The sequence below is a fragment of the Nocardioides ferulae genome (genome assembly GCF_003660455.1).
GTDB classification, from domain to species: domain Bacteria; phylum Actinomycetota; class Actinomycetes; order Propionibacteriales; family Nocardioidaceae; genus Nocardioides; species Nocardioides ferulae.
In genome coordinates, this window is record NZ_QZVR01000002.1 from 432551 (window position 1) to 449973 (window position 17423).

Genomic DNA, 17423 nt, shown 5'->3' on the forward strand with positions numbered 1-17423 from the left:
TTGGGTGTGTCTCCCAAGTCTCGGCCAGGCCACGGACTCGAGAGACATGCCCTAGTCGCGCAGGGCCTCGTGCGCCGTCTCCCGGCTGGCCAGCATGGCCACCAGCGCGAGGAGGGCGATGCCGGTGAGGTACCAGGCCGGCGCCAGGACGCTGCCGGTGACGGAGATCAGCCAGGTGGCGACCAGGGGAGCGGTGCCGCCGAACAGCGCGTTGGCCGAGTTGAAGCTGAACGCGAAGCCGCTGTAGCGCACCGACGTCGGGAAGATCTCCGAGAGGAACACCGGCAGCGTGCCGTCGTTCATCGTCAGCATCACCCCGAACACCACCTGGATCCCGATCAACGCGACGATGCCGACCTGGCCGGCGAGCACGAACAGCGGGACCGAGGCGAGCAGGAACAGCACCGAGGCCGCGACCAGCATCGTGCGTCGGCCCAGGGCGTCGGAGAGCCGGCCCATCCCGAAGATGGCCGCGATGTAGGCGGCCAGCGCGATCGTGGAGGACGTGAACGCCTCGGTCTCGCTGACGTCGAGCTCGGTGGTCAGGTAGGTCGGCAGGTAGCTGAGCAGCAGGTAGAAGGCGACCGCGTTCAGGGAGGTGACGCCGAAGGCGATCACCACCGCCCGGCGGTGCTCGGTCAGCAGCAGCCGGATCGGTGCGTGCTCGTCCGCCGGGGCCTGCTCCCGGCGGGCCTGCATCTCGCAGAACCGCGGGGTGTCCTCGAGATGCAGCCGGATGTAGCGGCCGATCAGGCCCAGCGGCGCGGCGAGGAGGAACGGCAGCCGCCAGCCCCAGCTCTCCAGGGCCGGGTCGTCGAGCAGGCCGTGCAGCAGCGCCGCCGACAGCGACCCGAACAGCAGCCCGGTGGCGGTGCTCGCCGGCACGATGCTGGTGTAGCGGCCGCGCTGCCCCTCGGGGGCGTACTCCGCCAGGAACGCCGACGCCCCGGCGTACTCACCCGAGGCCGAGAAGCCCTGGGCCAGCCGGGCGACCAGCAGCAGGGCCGGGGCCAGCAGCCCGATCGTGGCGTGGCTGGGGATCAGTGCGATCGAGAACGACGCGAACGTCATGATCAGGATCGACACCGACAGCGCCGCCCGGCGGCCGTGCCGGTCGCCGACGTGGCCCCAGAAGATCCCGCCGATCGGGCGGACGACGAACGACAGCGCGAACACGCCGAACGTCGCCAACAGCGCGGTGGTCGCGTCGGAGTCGGGGAAGAAGACCCGTGCGATCACCGTGGCGAGGTAGCCGTAAGCGGCGTAGTCGAACCACTCGACGAAGTTGCCGATGAAGCAGGCCGTGGCCGCCTTCCGCAGCGCCCCACGATCGCCCTGCCGGCCACCGGTCTCCCGGGTGGTCACGCCTACGCCGCTCACCGCCGCTCGCCTCTTACACCGGCGTCCGCGCGTTCGAGGCCGGATCGTCGGCGATCAGGCCGCCCCGACCACGGGTGCGCCGCAGACTCGCGACGACCTCGCCCATGCCGCCGACGATGATGAACGCACCGCCGATGACCTGCATGGCCGACAGCGACTCGGAGAAGGCCACCACGCCGACGCCGGCGCCGACCACGCACTCCCAGTAGGAGACCGTGGACAGCTGCACGGCCGTGAGGTGCCGGCCGGCCACGGTCAGCAGGCCGAGCGCACCGAACCCGATCAGCGCTGCCATCGTGGCCAGCCACACCCAGCTCGAGCCGTCCATCTCCGCCAGGCTGGGCCCGCTGAAGATGAAGATGATGCCGATGCCGACGGCTCCGAACACGAAGTTGTAGAAGCCGCGGACGTCGCTGGGCACATCGGTGCGGTAGCGGGAGAGGAACAGGAACAGGCCGTAGCCGGCGCCCGAGAGCAGCCCGAGCATGTCGCCCTTGACGGTGTCGCCGGAGAACGACAGGCCCACCGAGACGCCCGAGCCGTCGATGCTGACCAGCCCGAGGATCAAGATCATGCCGACGAAGACCAGGCCGAGGAACAGGGCGGTCAGCGGCTTGATCTTCTCCTTCAGGAAGATCGCGGCAAGGATCGCCGAGATCAGCGGCCCGGTGTAGATGAGGAAGACCGCGTTGGCCAGCGAGGTGTACTTCGTGGCCGAGACGTAGGCCGCCAGGCAGGTGCCCAGTGCCATGCCGCCGACGATCATCGCCGGGGAGAGGCGCACCGACCGCAGGGCCGGCAGCCGACGGGCGAAGACCAGGATGAGGAAGCAGCCGGTCGCGCCGGCGAGCATCCGGAAGAACGCGATCACGTCGCCGGTGGTCTCGATGTGCCGGGCGAAGTAGCCGACGAAGCCCATCAGGGTGGCCGAGACCACCATGGTGGAGAACCCGAGGTTCTTGTTGACGTGGAGCTCGCCCGAGGCTCCGGTCGCCCCGGTTCTCGGGACGGAGGTGGTGGTCATCGGACCCCTTCCTTGTTGGTTCGGGGGCGGGGCGGCCGGGTGCGGTGGCACCCGGCCGCCCGCGGCTCACACCAGCGTCACGTCACCGAAGTCGACGTCGTCGAAGTAGGACTGCAGCTCGCCCTCGCGGTAGACGTCCGCGGTGGCGCAGTGCAGGCCGCCACCGAAGGGGTAGGCGTCCCGGAAGTCGATCGGGATCACGTTCATCCCGAGCTTGTCCATCTGCTCCTGCTGGTAGACCTCCGAGCCCTCCACGATCACGGTCTTGTGGTCGAGCACCAGGCAGTTCATCGACAGCCAGACCGAGCTGTAGCACAGCGGCGGGGGCTCGCTGTGCGCCGGCTGCGCGGCGTCCACGATCTCCCAGCCGTTCTTCTCGAAGATCGCGCGCTGCTCGTCGGGGAGGCGGCGGTGCGGGTTGTTGATGATCAGGCCCGGCCGCAGCGGCACGAACGTGGCGTCGATGTGGATCGGGTAGGGGTCACCGGGGAAGTTGACGGCGTGGACGCGGAACTCGGGGTAGCGGCGCTTGAACCACTCCATGGCCTTGCGGTTGGTGGTCAGCCCGTGCTGGATGAACAGGTCCTTGCCGAGCCGCAGCACGTCCGCCGCGTCGAAGAGGATCTCCTTCTCGGTGGTGACGAAGTCCTTGTTGGCGGTGCGCTCGAGGCGCTCCTCCAGCGAGATCTGCTCGTCGTAGTAGTTGTGCTTGTACGACGCGTCGCTCAGCCGCGGGCGCGGCGCCTGGCTCCACAGGAACTCGGGGTCCTCGTTGAAGTACTCCTCCAGCAGCGGCCGGTAGGCGAGGTACTCCCAGAACCGGCAGCGGAACGACATCGCGGCCTCGATGATCTCGTTGCCGATGGTCAGCAGCACGTCGCGCGGCGGCATCGCGGTCATCATCGAGTCGGTCCGGAAGTCCGGGGTGATCACCGGGGCGTTCCACTGCAGCGGCGTCGGCCGGTCGACCTTGACGCCGCGCTCCTCGAGCACCTTGACCAGGTTGTCGAGCTGGGCGTTGGCCTTCTCGACCGTCTCCAGCGGCCGGGGACCCCAGGAGCCGCGCATCGGGCTGTCGATCGGCACCTTCTCCGAGGTGGCCGGCTCCTCCGGCGGGATGCAGCTGTGGTCGGCGCGGCCGACGATGACGTGCTTGAGCGGGTCGAAGTCGTTCCACGAGTTGACGATCTTGGCCATGGTTGTGGCTCTCTCCTAGCGGTGCGCTCCCGGTCGGGGAGCTGGATGCTCCTCCAGGGACGGCGCAGGCATGAGAGAGCGCGCAGGTGGGGTGACACGGTGCACCGATCCTGGAAGCGGATGGTGGGCGACCGGTCGGCGGTCCACGTCTGCGCGCTGTCCTCACTGTCCGTCCGGCGCGCCGACCTCGGCAGAGGAGTCGGACCCGGGGGCACCAGGACCTTGGTCCCCTTCGGCCATCGCCCGCAGGGCGCACACCTCCTCGCGGCTCAGGTCGCGCACCTGCCCCACCTCGAGGCTGCCGAGCGTGACCGGCCCGACCCGCACGCACACCATGCGCACCGGCGGATCGTGCAGGGCGACGAGCAGGCGGCGGGCGCCGCGCTTCACGGTCTCATGGAGGCCGATCTCGACCAGGCTGGTGCGCGGAGAGTCGACCACCGACCGGAAGGAGTCGGCCCGGACCCGCGTGCCGTCGACCTCGACCCCGTCGAGCAGGCGGCGCTCCAGCCCTGGTGGCACCGGACCGCGCAGCTGGGCCAGGTAGGTGCGCGGGGCGCAGTGGGCGGTGAGCCGCGCGGCGAGCTGGCCGTCGTTCATCAGGATCTGGACGCCGGAGGTGTCGACGTCGAGCCGGCTGACGTGGAACAGGCCCGGTCGGTCAGGTCCGAGCAGGTCGCCGAGGCACGGCCGGCCGTCCGGGTCGTGCATGGCGCAGACCACGCCCGGCGGCTTGTGGACGACGAGGTAGGTCAGGTCCGTCGCGGGGTGCAGCGCGGTCCCGTCGAGGGTGATCTCGGACGTGGCCGGCGAGACGGGGGCCAGCGGGTTGGTCACCACACGGCCGTCGACGCGGACCCGCCCGGCAACGACGAGCTTCCCGCAGGCGCGTCGCGATCCCGCGCCGGACCGGGCCAGGGCCTTGTCGAGGCGCAGCGGCGTGGGGACGGGGGGCTCCGAGCCGCTCCCTTCGTCCGGGCCGAGGGTGCTCGCCATGCTCCCGACTGTGCCAACGGGCGTCCGTGGGGCACAGGGACGAACTTCCCGAGGAGGTGGACGAAGGGACCGCCCTGCCCACGCCGGAACCGGTCAGAACCCCAACGAGGCGCCCTTGAGTGTGGCGACCGCGCCCTCCGAGCCCTCGAACTCGAGCCCGTGCAGCTGGTCGCGGCCGAAGAGGAACAGCACCAGCTCCGAGGGGGCTCCGGCCACGGTGACCCGCTCGCCCTTGCCGCCCAGGTCGGCGGCGGAGCCCGGCCGGCCGGGCCCGCCGGGGTCGACGATCCGCACGGCGACGCCGGCGCGGCGTACCTGCATCCGGCCCATCATCCGCGCGATCGCCCAGAGTCGGCGCTCGTCGGCGGCGTCGAGCGTGCGCGGCTCCCAGCCGGACTGGCCACGGCGCAGGTCCTCGTGGTGGACGAAGAACTCGGCGGTGTTGGCCAGCCGCTCCACCGGGGGGAGTGCGTACGGCGTGAGGCCGGGGTCGCGCAGCCGCTCGACCAGCACGGCGTACTCGTGCCGGGCCATCCGCGCCATCGAGCGGTCGGTCAGCCTCGCGAGCCCCGGCACCACGAGGCCGGCCGCGCCCAACGGGCGGGTCTCGCGCACCAGCAGGTGGCAGATCAGCTCCTTGGCCTGCCACCCCTCGCACAGGGTGGGGGCATCCTCGCCGACGACCAGGGCCAGGTCGCACAGGTCGTGGCGCTCGCGGCGGGCCAACGAAGGCGTGTCCATGGAGCGACCCTAGCCATGCCCCGGGGGAGCCGGCCGGGGGAGTCGGTGGCGGGGAATAGCCTGACCGCGCTCCCGGTTCGCCCCCGGGGCCGACGACGAAGGGGCTGGCTGTGCAGGAACGAGGCGCGACGATGCGCGACGGCTTCGGCGTGCTCTGGGTCGCGATCAAGCGCGAGCCGGTCATCTTCACCCTCTCGACACTCGGCAGCCTGCTGTTCGGTGCGCTGACCGTGGCCGACGCCTGGGTGCTCGGCTGGGCCACCGACCACGCGGTGCTCCCGGCGTTCCGCGACGGTGAGATCGGGGGCGGGGTGCTGGTCGGGGTGCTGGCGCTGTTCCTGGGCGTCGCGATCCTGCGCGCGGTCGGCATCGTCGCCCGCCGGTTGGGGGCCGGCGTCATGCAGTACCGCATGCAGGCCCACACCCGCCGCGCCGTCACCCGCCAGTACCTCACCCTGCCGATGGAGTGGCACCAGCGGCACCCGACCGGCCAGCTGCTCTCCAACGCCAACTCCGACGTCGAGGCGGCCTGGGCGCCGATCGCGCCGCTGCCGATGGCCGTCGGCACGCTGGCGATGATGGTGATCGCCATCGGGCAGATGTTCGCCGCCGACCTCGTCCTGGCCGTCGTGGGCGTGCTGGTCTTCCCCGCCGTCATCGCCGCCAACCTCGCCTACCAGCGCTTCGCCTCGCCGTTGATGACCCGGGCCCAGCAGCTGCGCGCCGAGCTGAGCGAGGTCGCCCACGAGTCGTTCGACGGCGCCATGGTCGTCAAGACCCTCGGCCGCGAGGGCGAGGAGACCGAGCGGTTCGCCGCGAAGGCCCGCGAGCTGCGCGACGTCAACATCCGCGCCGGCCGCTACCGCGCCGCGTTCGACCCGGCCCTGGCCGCGCTCCCGAACATCGGTGTGCTGGTGGTGCTCGCCGTGGGCGTCTCCCGGGTCCTCGACGGGGCCACCGACGCCGGCGACGTGGTGACCGTCGCCTACCTGCTCACGATCGTGACGTTCCCGATCCGCTCCTTCGGCTGGCTGCTGGGAGAGTTCCCACGCAGCGTGGTCGGCTACCGCCGGGTGACCTCGGTGCTCGCCGCCACCGGCGAGATGGCCTTCGGCGACCGGCGCGTGGTCACCGAGGCAGGCGGCGCCCACCTCCGGATCGAGCACCTCGGCTACGCCTACGACCCTGAGCAGCCGCTGCTGACCGACGTCGCGTTCGAGGTCGAGCCCGGCCGCACCGTCGCGGTCGTCGGGGCCACCGCCTCGGGCAAGAGCACCCTCACCATGCTGCTGGCCCGGCTCTTCGACCCCGACACCGGCCGCATCCTCCTCGACGGCGTCGACCTGCGCGACCTCGGCGCCGGCGAGCTGGCCCGCGCGGTGGCCGTGGTGCCGCAGACCGCGTTCCTCTTCGACGACACCGTGCGCGGCAACGTCGCGCTGGGCGCCGACGTCACCGACGACGAGGTCTGGGCGGCCCTGCGGGTGGCCCAGGCCGACGGCTTCGTCGCCGCGCTCCCGCACGGCCTCGACACCCAGCTGGGCGAGCGCGGCACCTCGCTGTCCGGCGGCCAGCGCCAGCGGATCTCGCTGGCCCGCGCTCTGGTACGCCGCCCCCGGCTGCTGGTCCTCGACGACGCCACCTCCGCGGTCGACCCCGAGGTCGAGGCGCGCATCCTCGGCGCGCTGCGGGCCTCGGCAGGCTCGGCCGGCGTCGGCTCGGGCACCAGCCTGGTCGTGGTCGCCTACCGCAAGGCCACCATCGGACTCGCCGACGAGGTCGTCCACCTCGAGGGCGGCCGGGTCGTCGACCGCGGCACCCACGCCGAGCTGCTCGCCCGCAGCCCCGGCTACGCCCGCCTGGTCAACGCCTACGAGCAGCACGAGCAGCTGGCCGGGGAGCCCTCATGAGCAGCGTCACGTCCGCCCCACCGAGCGCCTCCGGCACCCGGATGGAGACCGGCGAGGACCGCGGCGCCCTCGAGACGATCCGCAGCGGGCTGCGGCACTCGCCCGAGCTGACCGAGGGCCTCTGGGTCACGCTCCTGCTCGCAGTGCTCGCCTCGGTCGGGCAGGTCGTGGTCCCGATCGCGGTCCAGCAGACCCTCGACCGCGGTCTGGGCGGGCCCGGCGGTCCCGACGTCGGCTTCACCGTGCGCATGGGGCTCGCGGCGCTGGCGGTGCTCGCGGTGACCAGCTGGGCGTCGTACGCCATGACCAGCCGGCTGTTCCGCACCTCCGAGCGCGGCTTGGCGACACTGCGTGTCAAGGCGTTCCGCCACGTGCACGACCTGCCGCTGCTCACCCAGAACACCGAGCGGCGCGGCGCGCTGGTCTCGCGGGTCACCAGCGACGTCGACCAGGTCAGCCAGTTCCTGGTCTTCGGCGGACTGCTGTTCGTGGTCAGCATCGGGCAGGTCCTGGTGGCCACCGTCGTCATGGTCGCCTACAGCTGGCAGCTCGCGCTCGTGGTGTGGCTCTGCTTCGCGCCGCTGTTCGCCTCCCTGCGCTACTTCCAGCGCAAGCTGTCGGCCGCCTACGGCACCGTGCGCCGTCAGGTCGGGATCATGCTGTCCGCGATCGCCGAGCCGGTGGTGGGGGCCGCGGTGGTCCGCTCCTACGCCGTCGAGGCGCGCACCCAGCGGCGCATCGACGAGGCGATCGACGCCCACCGGCAGGCCAGCACGCGCGCGCAGGGGTTCACGGCGTTCTCGTTCTCGCTGGGCGGGGTCTCCGCCGGGCTGGCCAACGCCGGGGTGCTGATCGTCGGCATCTGGCTGGGATTCGCCGACGACATCACCGCCGGCGAGGTGCTGGCGTTCGCGTTCCTGGTGACCCTGTTCGTCAGCCCGGTGCAGATGGGCACGCAGATCCTCACCGACGCCCAGAACGCCGTCGCGGGCTGGCGCCGGGTGATCGGCATCCTCGACACCCCTGCCGACCTGGTCGACCCCGGCCCGGAGGGGCACCAGCTGCCCCACGGGCCCGTCGACGTCCGGTTCGAGCAGGTCTCGTTCGCCTATCCGGGCGGGCCGCCGGTGCTGCGCGAGGTCACCCTCGACCTCGCCGCCGGCAGCCGGGTGGCCATCGTGGGCGAGACCGGCTCGGGCAAGTCCACGTTCGCCAAGCTGCTGACCCGGCTGATGGACCCCTCCGAAGGAGCGGTGCTGCTCGACGGCGTCGACGTCCGGCAGATCGCCGCCTCCTCGCTGCGGCGCAGTGTGGTGCTGGTGCCGCAGGAGGGCTTCCTCTTCGACGACACCATCGCGGCCAACGTGCGCTACGGCCGGATCGACGCCTCGGCGGCCGACATCACCGAGGCCGCCGACGAGCTCGGGCTCGGCGACTGGCTCGCGGGCCTGCCCCACGGGCTCGACACCCGGGTCGGGCAGCGCGGCGAGTCGCTCTCGGCAGGTGAGCGGCAGTTGGTCGCCCTGCTCCGCGCCCAGCTCGCCGACCCCGACCTGCTGGTCCTCGACGAGGCCACCAGCGCGGTCGACCCGGCTCTCGAGATGCGCATCGGGCGCGCCCTCGAGCGGCTGATGGACGGACGCACGTCGGTGACCATCGCGCACCGGCTCTCGACCGCCGAGAGCGCCGACGAGGTGATCGTGGTGGACCGCGGCCAGGTGGTGCAGCGGGGTCCGCATGCCGAGCTCGTCACGCAGGACGACACGGTCTACGGTCGCCTGCACGCCTCCTGGGTGGCCCAGCAGGGCAGCGCCCGGTGACCGCGCCGCGGCGGGGCGGCGGTGGTCCAGCCCGCCGTGGTCTCCGGCGATAACCCCGGCGGCGTCTGCGCCGTTGAGTCGGCATGGACGCGCCCTACCGCCTCGCCGCCGGCCTGCTCGCGCTCTCCCTGGCCTTGACGCTCGCGGTGGCCGCGCCGCCGCCGGCCACCGCGGCGGACGTGCCTGCGCCGGTGCGCGGGCCGTGGGTACGCGGTGCGGCCGAGGCGGGCTCGACCCTCACCGCGGAGCCCGGCACCTGGGAGCCCGCGGGCGTCAGGCTCACCTATCAGTGGCTCGCCGACGGGCGGCGGATCGTCGGTGCGACCAGCCGCAGCTACTCCATCCCGGCCTTCGACTCCGGCACCCGCTACACGGTGCGGGTCACCGCCTCCGCGGACGGCCAGTCGGCGACGGCGCGGGCGAAACCGACCCGGGCCACCGTGCTGATCCCGGGCACCGCCCCGTTCGGCAACCGGCTGATGCCCGCGGTCGTCGGCCGACCGGTCGTCGGCGCTCGACTCGAGGCCGACGCGGGGGAGTGGAGCAGTCCGCCTCGGCGCTACCTCTACCAGTGGCTGGCCGACGGGTCGAAGATCCCCGACGCCACCGGAGACGTCTTCGTCCCCACGAGCGACCAGGTCGGCCGTGAGATCGCGGTCCAGGTCATCGCCCGCTCCGACGACGGGTCGATGTCGCGGACCTCGGCGGCGACCGCCCCGGTCACGACCACGACTCCGCCTCCGGGCGGCGACGGCGAGGTGGCGGTGCTCGACGACCCGCGGCTGACCGCCGGCCCCCGCGTGGGGCGGACGCTGCGTGTCGAGACCGGCCGCATCGAGCCGGCGTCCGCGGCGGCGTCGGTGCAGTGGCTGCTGGACGGCTCGCCGCTGCCCGGTGCCGACGGTCCGACCTACACCCCGCGCCGCCGCGACGTCGGCGGGTCGCTGGCCGCCCGGGTGACCTACACCCACCCGGACCGCGAGCCCGCGACCCGCACCACCGCCGCGGCTCTCGTGCGCACCAGGGCCACCGTGCGGGCGCGGGTGGCGGAGGCGGCCGCCCGCAGCGCCCGGCTACGCATCCGGGTCACCGCCCCCGGTGTGCGACCCGTGCCCGGCCGGGTGCTGGTACGCCGCCACGACGGGGGCCGGCTCGCCCGGGCGCGCCTGGTCGAGGGCCGCACGGTGGTGGTGCTGCGCGGCCTGCGCGCCGGCAGGCACTCGCTCCGCGTGGTCTATCCGGGGAGCCCGCTGGTGGTGCGCGACCGCGAGGTGGTGCGGGTCGTCGTCCGGCGCTGACCGGGGGCCGGGATACTGGGGGAGTGAGCTCTCTGGACCCCGCCGTCGCCGCCCGGCTCAAGCGCACCGCCGACGGGCTGGTGCCCGCCGTGGTGCAGCAGCACGACACCGGTGAGGTGCTGATGCTCGGCTGGATGGACGACCAGGCCCTGCATCGCACGCTGACCAGCGGCCGGGCGACCTACTGGTCGCGGTCGCGTCAGGAGTACTGGGTCAAGGGCGAGACCTCCGGCAACGTGCAGTGGGTCAAGGAGGTGCGCCTCGACTGCGACGGCGACACGCTGCTGGTGAAGGTCGACCAGGAGGGCGGTGCGTGCCACACCGGCGACCGCACCTGCTTCGACGCCGACCTGCTGCCCGGCCCGGAGCGTCGGGGTGCCTGACCCCGCTGCGGGGCGGCGCACGTTCGGACCGGTGGTGCTGGCCGGGCTGGCCGGTGCCGGGCTCGCCGCACTCGCCGGGCACCGCACCTGGGCCACCGCCGAGGGTGGCGGCCACGCCGGGGACAGCCTGGTGCAGGTCGCGGCGGGCACCGGCGTCGGCGAGTCGCCGGCCGCCGGGGCCCTCGCCCTGGTGGCCCTCGCCTGCTGGGGCGTGCTGCTGGTGACCCGCGGCCGGTTCCGCCGCGCGGTCGCCGTCCTGGCCGCGCTGGCCGCCGTGGCGGTGCTGGCGGCTGTGGCTGTCGGCTGGTCCGACGTGCCCGACGGTGTCCGCGACTCGGTCACCTCGCTCGGAGTGGAGTCGCCCGACGTCTCTCGGACCGGATGGATCTGGGCGACGGGCGCGGGAGCCCTGATCGCGCTGGTCGCCGCCGTGGCCGCCGTGCGACTCGCGCCCTCGTGGCCGGAGATGGGACGCCGCTACGACGCGCCGGGCGCCGTCGGCGCTGGCGCGCCGAAGGACGCCGCCCCCGAGGGAGCGCCCAGCAGCCTCGACCTGTGGCGGGCGATGGACGAGGGCGAGGACCCGACCGCCTGAGGCGCCGACGCGCGCCCGCCCCTACACTGGCCCCACCTGCGCGAGCACGGACCAGCAGCCGCGCGCCCGCACGCACACCCCCGCAGAAGGAGCACAGATGTCCCAGAACCACGGCAACACCCCCGCAGCGTGGACCGGGGTCAGCGTGGCGATGGTGGGCTTCGTCGTGGGCTCGGTGGGGCTGATGATGAGCCCGGTGAACATGACGGTCTTCTATGTCGGCGCCGGCATCGCGGTCGCCGCCCTTGTGGTCTTCGCGGTGATGGCCAAGATGGGTCTCAACGATGAGGGTCACTGACCCGCCGGTCCCACCGGCTCCACCCGGCGACGCAGGAGGTGCGATGAGCCAGCTGTCCGAGGCCCCGCACGTGGGCCGCGCGCCGCGTCCCGAGCCGGTGCCGCCCCGGTGGCGCCGGATGGTCGCCCCGTCGGCCACCATCGGAGGGCTGGCCCTGGCCACTGTCGCGCTGCACCTGCGCGACCCGCACGAGCGCGGGTCGTGGGGCTTCTGCCCCAGCGCGGCCCTGGGCTTCTGGTGCCCCGGCTGCGGTGGGCTGCGGGCGGTCAACGACCTCACCAACGGCGACATCGCCGCCGCCGCGTCGAGCAACCTGCTGCTGGTGCTGACGATTCCGGTCGTGGTGCTGCTGCTGGTCAGCTGGGCTCGGGACCGGTGGGTCGGCCGATCGCGCGAGCCCGACGCCCGGCTGATCACGATCGCCACCGTCGCCTTCTGCACGGTCGGCGTGCTGTTCGGCGTGCTGCGCAACCTGCCCGCCGGCAGCTGGCTCGCGCCCTGAGCCCCGGGTCCTGCCCCGGTCCGGCATCCGAGGAGCCCACCGACGACAGGAGGGCCGCCCCGACGGGAGCGGCCCTCCTGCACTGCGTCGGCGCTGACTACGAGGTGCTGTACTCGAAGTTCGTGTCGATGGCGCCGGTCGCGACCAGGATGATCGAGATCACCACCATCACCACGCCGATGATGCCGGTGATCAGGCCGGTGAGGGCCATGCCGTCACCCTTGAGCTGGCCGTTCGAAGACTTGATGTCCTTCTTGGCCAGGAAGCTCAGCACGATCGCGGCGATGCTGCTGGCCACGAAGAAGCCGCAGCACAGCGTCAGCAGCCCGACCAGGCCGGTCACCATCGAGGCGATCGCCTTGCCGGAGCTCTTGGGTGCACCACCCTGGTCGGTGGGCATGCCGTACTGCGGCGGCTGGCCGCCGTAGCCGCCCTGGCCGTACTGATCCCCGCCCTGGCCGTACTGGCCCTGGCCGTACTGGTCGCCGGACCCAGGAGGCGGCGGGTCTGTGTAGCTCATGGTCTCCCCTTAGAGATCGATTGCCTCCGGACCCTACCGAGCCGATCGGTCTCCCAAACCTCGCCTCGCGGAGAGAGCCACGACATCACGGTCCGGTTCCGCGGTCCGGAGCCGGAGTCGGGGCGGGACCGGTCGCGTGACAGACTCGGAGCGCCCTTGAACCGCCACCGCCCTCGCCCGGAGGACCCATGTCCGTGCTCGACGAGATCGTCGCCGGAGTGCGCGACGACCTCGCCGTGCGGGAGGCCGCCCTCGGCCTCGCCGACCTGCGAGCCTCGCTCGCCGACGTCGCCCCGCCCCGCGACCCGATGCCCCACTTCCGCGCCCCCGGCAGCAGCGTGATCGCCGAGGTGAAGCGGCACAGCCCCAGCAAGGGCGCCCTCGCCGAGATCCCCGACCCCGCGGCGCTGGCCCGGCAGTACGCCGCCGGCGGCGCGGCCGCGATCAGCGTGCTGACCGAGCAGCGCCGCTTCGGCGGCAGCCTGGAGGACCTCCGCGCGGTGCGTGCCGCGGTCGACGTGCCGATCCTGCGCAAGGACTTCGTGGTCACCGAGTACCAGCTGGTCGAGGCCAGGGCGGCGGGAGCCGACCTGGTGCTGCTGATCGTGGCGGCGCTGCCCGACGACCTGCTCCGCCGCCTGCACGACCAGGCCCGCGAGCTGGGGATGGCGGTGCTCGTGGAGGTGCACGACGAGGCCGAGACCGAGCGCGCCGTGGCCGTCGGCGCCGAGCTGGTGGGTGTGAACGCGCGCAACCTCAAGACCTTGCAGATCCACCCCGACGTGTTCGGCCGGCTCGCCCCGATGGTGCCCGACGACCGGGTCCTGGTCGCGGAGTCCGGCATCTTCTCGCCCGACGAGGTGCAGCGCTACGTCGACGAGGGCGCCCGCGCCGTGCTCGTCGGCGAGGCGCTGGTGCGCGACGGCGACCCGACCACCGCGGTCCGCGCGATGACCGGGCTCACCCGGCACGCGACGCCGCTCAGCGAGGGGGAGACCCGATGACCGGCCACCAGGCGTCGCGCTTCGAGGCCGACGAGCGAGGCTTCTTCGGCGGCCCCGTCGACGGGTTCGGCGGACGCTTCATGCCCGAGGCGCTCGTGGCGGCGCTCGACGAGCTCACCGAGGCCTGGCACGACGCGATGGCCGACCCGGCCTTCACCGACGAGTTCGCCGCGATCCTGCGCGACTACGCCGGCTGTCCCAGCCCGCTCTACGAGGCCGAGCGGCTCAGCGCGAAGGTCGGCTGCCGGATCCTGCTCAAGCGCGAGGACCTCAACCACACCGGCGCCCACAAGATCCGCAACGTGCTCGGCCAGGCGCTGCTGACCCGGCGGATGGGCAAGACCCGGGTCATCGCCGAGACCGGCGCCGGCCAGCACGGCGTGGCCAGCGCCACCGCGGCCGCCTACTTCGGCCTCGACTGCACCGTCTACATGGGCGCGGTCGACACCCGCCGCCAGGCGCTCAACGTGGCCCGGATGAACCTCCTCGGCGCCAAGGTGGTGCCCGTCGAGTCCGGCAGCGCCACCCTCAAGGACGCCATCAACGAGGCGCTGCGCGACTGGGTCGCCAGCGTCGACCACACGGCGTACCTCTTCGGCACCGCGGCCGGACCGCACCCCTTCCCGAGTCTGGTCCGCGACTTCACCCGGGGCATCGGCGACGAGGCCCGGGCCCAGTGCCTGGACCGCTACGGCCGGCTCCCCGACGCGATCGCCGCCTGCGTGGGCGGCGGCTCGAACGCGATCGGGCTGTTCACCGCCTTCCTCGAGGACGACGACGTGGCGATCTACGGCTTCGAGGCCGGCGGCGAGGGCGTCGACACGCCGCGCCACGCGGCCACGATCGGCGCCGGCGAGCGGGGCGTGCTGCACGGCGCCCGCACCTACGTGCTGCAGGACGAGGACGGCCAGACCGTCGAGTCCCACTCGATCTCGGCCGGCCTCGACTACCCGGGCGTCGGGCCCGAGCACGCCTTCCTCGCCGCCACGGGCCGGGCCAGCTACCTGCCGGTCACCGACGCCGAGGCGATGGACGCGCTGGCGCTGCTCAGCCGCACCGAGGGCATCATCCCCGCGATCGAGTCGGCCCACGCCATCGCCGGGGCGCTGCGCGTCGCGGAGCAGCTGGCCGCCGAGAAGGGGCCGGAGGCCACGCTGCTGGTCAACCTCAGCGGCCGGGGCGACAAGGACATGGGCACCGCGATCGAGTGGTTCGGGCTCGGCGACCCCGAGCAGGTCACCGAGGAGCCGGTCGGACAGCCCGGCGAGGAGCAGACAGGAGACCGGCGGTGAGCGTCACCCCCGCCTTCGCCCGCGCCCGAGACGAGGGTCGCGCGGCACTGGTCGGCTACCTACCGGCCGGCTTCCCCGACGTCGCCGGCGGCATCGAGGCGCTGACCACCATGGTCGACGCCGGGTGCGACGTCATCGAGATCGGGCTGCCCTACAGCGACCCGGTCATGGACGGGCCCACGATCCAGGCCGCCGCCCAGCAGGCGCTCGACGGGGGCGTGCGCGTCGCCGACGTGCTGCGCACCGTGGAGGCGGTCGCCGCCACCGGCACCCCGACCCTGGTGATGACCTACTGGAACCCGGTCGAGCGCTACGGCGTCGACCGGTTCGCCGCCGACCTGGCGGCCGCCGGGGGGGCCGGCCTGATCACCCCCGACCTGACCCCCGACAGCGGGGCCGAGTGGATCGCCGCCGCCGACGCGCACGACCTCGACAAGGTCTTCCTGGTCGCCCCCTCCTCGACCGACGAGCGGATCGCGATGACGACCGCGGCCAGCCGGGGCTTCGTCTACGCCGCCGCCGTCATGGGCGTCACCGGGGCCCGCACCACCACCAGCGACCTCGCCGGCCCGCTCGTGGCCCGCACCCGGGCGACCACCGACCTGCCGATCGGCGTCGGCATCGGGGTGAGCAGCGGCGACCAGGCCGCCGAGCTGGCGTCGTACGCCGACGGCGTCATCGTCGGCTCCGCCCTGGTGCGCACGCTGCTCGACCACCCGCACGACCGGGCCGCCGGCCTGGCGGCACTGCGGGCGCTCACCGAGGAGCTCGCGAACGGGGTACGGCGTGGGTGAAGGCTCGCGGGTCGGCCGCACCGCCGGCGCGATCTCCGCGGTGCTGCTGCTCGCCGGCCTCCTGGCCGGCTGCGGCGGCGACGAGCCCGACGCCGAGGGGGGCCTGCACGGCGCCACCCACGAGCCCTACCAGGTGCTGGCCACCCCCCTCACCGACACCGACGGCGAGCCGTTCTCGCTGGTCGACGACACCGACAAGCCGCTCACGCTCGTCTTCTTCGGCTACACCAGCTGCCCCGACGTCTGCCAGCTGGTGATGGCCTCGCTCGCGCAGGCGATGAACCGGCTCGACGACGCCGACCGGGAGCGGGTCGACGTGGTGTTCGTGACGACCGATCCGAAGCAGGACACCCCCGAGGTGCTGCGCGACTACCTCGACCGGTTCGACCCCGACTTCATCGGGCTCACCGGCGAGCTGGAGACGATCGCCGCGATCGGCAAGCCGCTGGCGGTCTATGTCGACGAGGGGGAGAAGCTGCCCAGCGGCGGTCGCGACCTCGACGCCCACAGCACTCATGTCACCGCGATCGACGACACCGACCGGGCGCCGCTGCTCTGGAGCCAGGACACCACCTCGGCCGAGTTCGCCGACGACATCCACACACTGCTCGCCGACGCCGGCTGACGGGAGCCCCGATGACCCTGACCACCGAGCTGTCGACCGGGCTGGTGACGCTGCTCTCCATCCCGAGCCCCGACACCGGCACGTGGTACCTGGGACCGTTCCCGATCCGGGGCTACGCCGTGTCGATCATCCTCGGCATCGTGGCCGCGATCTGGATCGGCGAGCGGCGCTGGGTGGCTCGCGGCGGCCAGCCCGGGGAGGTGCAGGACCTCGCGGTCTGGGCGGTGCCGTTCGGACTCGTCGGCGGCCGGATCTACCACGTGCTCACCGACAGCGGCCGCTACTTCGGCGACGGGGACAACCCGTGGGAGGCGCTCTACATCTGGCGCGGCGGCCTCGGGGTGTGGGGGGCGATCGCGCTCGGCGCGGTCGGGGTGTGGCTCGGCGCCCGGCGCAAGGGCATCCGGTTGCCACCGCTGCTCGACGCCCTCGCGCCCGGCGTCCTGGTCGCCCAGGCGATCGGGCGGTGGGGCAACTGGTTCAACCAGGAGCTCTACGGACGCCCCACCGACCTGCCGTGGGGCCTGGAGATCGACCCGGACCACTGGCCCGCCGGCCGGGTCTTCGAGGTCGGCACCACGTTCCACCCGACGTTCCTCTACGAGTTCGCCTGGAACCTCGTGGCCTTCGCGTTCGTGATCTGGGCCGACCGCCGGTTCCGGCTCGGCCACGGTCGGGTGATGGCCCTCTACGTGATGGCCTACACCGCCGGCCGGGGCTGGATCGAGTCGCTGCGCATCGACAGCGTCGAGCTCGCCGACGTCGGCGGGCTGCGCTTCAACGTCTGGACCTCGATCGTGCTGTTCGCCGCCGCGGCGGCGTACCTGCTGCTGAGCAGCCGGCGGCACCCGGGGCGCGAGGAGTCCGTGCGGACCCGCCGAGCGCGGGCAGAGGCCGACGAGGGGGAGCACGGCGCCGCCCCCGACGCCCCCGACGGCTCCGAACCCGCGCCGTGACCTGCCTCTCCACCGAAGTCGGGGCGGTGCTCGCAGCCGGCGCCTGGTGATAGCCTGACGCGACCGCGTGGGCCAATGTCGTCCCTGC

The 17423-nt window shown here is 73.2% G+C and carries 18 protein-coding genes; 12 read left to right on the forward strand and 6 right to left on the reverse strand.

All coding sequences use genetic code 11. The features are described from left to right. Positions 1-51 precede the first annotated feature (51 nt). The 5 genes from D6B71_RS05120 to D6B71_RS05140 form a co-directional block, all read right to left on the reverse strand. Positions 52-1365: an MFS transporter gene (locus tag D6B71_RS05120; protein ID WP_240641084.1), complete on the reverse strand. Its 1314-nt coding sequence runs from the start codon at positions 1363-1365 to the stop codon at positions 52-54. A gap of 28 nt (positions 1366-1393) precedes the next feature. Beyond that, complete coding sequence (locus D6B71_RS05125; protein ID WP_121252627.1) at positions 1394-2404, reverse strand: DMT family transporter; 1011 nt, start codon at positions 2402-2404, stop codon at positions 1394-1396. Between the two features lie 66 nt (positions 2405-2470). Then, the gene (locus tag D6B71_RS05130) at positions 2471-3601 is read right to left on the reverse strand and encodes a serine/threonine protein kinase (protein WP_121252629.1); all 1131 of its coding nucleotides are present in this window, start codon (positions 3599-3601) and stop codon (positions 2471-2473) included. Positions 3602-3763: 162 nt separating this feature from the next. Beyond that, entirely contained in the window at positions 3764-4597 is an 834-nt protein-coding gene (locus tag D6B71_RS05135; RefSeq protein WP_121252631.1) for a pseudouridine synthase, read from the reverse strand. 93 nt (positions 4598-4690) lie between these two features. Then, positions 4691-5338, reverse strand: a complete 648-nt coding sequence (locus D6B71_RS05140) for a TIGR03085 family metal-binding protein (protein WP_121252633.1) — start codon at positions 5336-5338, stop codon at positions 4691-4693. Positions 5339-5448: 110 nt separating this feature from the next. On the opposite strand from D6B71_RS05140, the gene D6B71_RS05145 reads away from it, so the two are divergent. The 7 genes from D6B71_RS05145 (at position 5449) to D6B71_RS05175 (ending at position 12144) form a co-directional block, all read left to right on the forward strand. Further along, a complete protein-coding gene (locus D6B71_RS05145) occupies positions 5449-7248 on the forward strand; it encodes an ABC transporter ATP-binding protein (protein WP_338036782.1) in 1800 nt (599 codons plus the stop codon). Further along, positions 7245-9068 (forward strand): ABC transporter ATP-binding protein, encoded by a 1824-nt coding sequence (locus D6B71_RS05150; protein ID WP_121252637.1) that lies wholly within the window; start codon positions 7245-7247, stop codon positions 9066-9068. Before D6B71_RS05145 ends, D6B71_RS05150 begins: the two co-directional genes overlap by 4 nt. A gap of 83 nt (positions 9069-9151) precedes the next feature. Beyond that, complete coding sequence (locus tag D6B71_RS05155) at positions 9152-10366, forward strand: hypothetical protein (RefSeq protein WP_121252639.1); 1215 nt, start codon at positions 9152-9154, stop codon at positions 10364-10366. A 23-nt stretch (positions 10367-10389) separates the two neighbouring features. Then, a complete protein-coding gene (gene hisI / locus D6B71_RS05160) occupies positions 10390-10749 on the forward strand; it encodes a phosphoribosyl-AMP cyclohydrolase (protein ID WP_121252640.1) in 360 nt (119 codons plus the stop codon). Continuing rightward, positions 10742-11344, forward strand: a complete 603-nt coding sequence (locus D6B71_RS05165) for a Trp biosynthesis-associated membrane protein (RefSeq protein WP_164519540.1) — start codon at positions 10742-10744, stop codon at positions 11342-11344. The genes hisI and D6B71_RS05165 overlap by 8 nt, the downstream gene beginning before the upstream one ends. A 97-nt stretch (positions 11345-11441) precedes the next feature. Next, positions 11442-11642, forward strand: coding sequence for an HGxxPAAW family protein (locus D6B71_RS05170; RefSeq protein ID WP_121252644.1), 201 nt, complete (start codon positions 11442-11444; stop codon positions 11640-11642). Positions 11643-11685: 43 nt separating this feature from the next. Further along, the gene (locus D6B71_RS05175) at positions 11686-12144 is read left to right on the forward strand and encodes a DUF2752 domain-containing protein (RefSeq protein WP_206051563.1); all 459 of its coding nucleotides are present in this window, start codon (positions 11686-11688) and stop codon (positions 12142-12144) included. A gap of 97 nt (positions 12145-12241) precedes the next feature. Here the strand turns inward: D6B71_RS05175 and D6B71_RS05180 are convergent, their stop codons facing one another. Then, entirely contained in the window at positions 12242-12664 is a 423-nt protein-coding gene (locus D6B71_RS05180; RefSeq protein ID WP_121252646.1) for a DUF4190 domain-containing protein, read from the reverse strand. A 188-nt stretch (positions 12665-12852) separates the two neighbouring features. On the opposite strand from D6B71_RS05180, the gene trpC reads away from it, so the two are divergent. The 5 genes from trpC to lgt are packed head-to-tail and all read left to right on the forward strand — an operon-like array spanning position 12853 to position 17335. Further along, positions 12853-13668, forward strand: coding sequence for an indole-3-glycerol phosphate synthase TrpC (gene trpC / locus D6B71_RS05185; protein ID WP_121252648.1), 816 nt, complete (start codon positions 12853-12855; stop codon positions 13666-13668). Beyond that, positions 13665-14960 (forward strand): tryptophan synthase subunit beta, encoded by a 1296-nt coding sequence (gene trpB / locus D6B71_RS05190; protein ID WP_121252650.1) that lies wholly within the window; start codon positions 13665-13667, stop codon positions 14958-14960. Before trpC ends, trpB begins: the two co-directional genes overlap by 4 nt. Next, entirely contained in the window at positions 14957-15754 is a 798-nt protein-coding gene (trpA, locus tag D6B71_RS05195; protein WP_121252652.1) for a tryptophan synthase subunit alpha, read from the forward strand. Before trpB ends, trpA begins: the two co-directional genes overlap by 4 nt. Continuing rightward, positions 15747-16379, forward strand: coding sequence for an SCO family protein (locus tag D6B71_RS05200; protein ID WP_121252654.1), 633 nt, complete (start codon positions 15747-15749; stop codon positions 16377-16379). Before trpA ends, D6B71_RS05200 begins: the two co-directional genes overlap by 8 nt. A gap of 11 nt (positions 16380-16390) precedes the next feature. After that, on the forward strand, positions 16391-17335 hold the full coding sequence (gene lgt, locus D6B71_RS05205) for a prolipoprotein diacylglyceryl transferase (protein ID WP_206051564.1): 945 nt from the start codon (positions 16391-16393) through the stop codon (positions 17333-17335). The last annotated feature ends 88 nt before the right edge of the window (positions 17336-17423 follow it).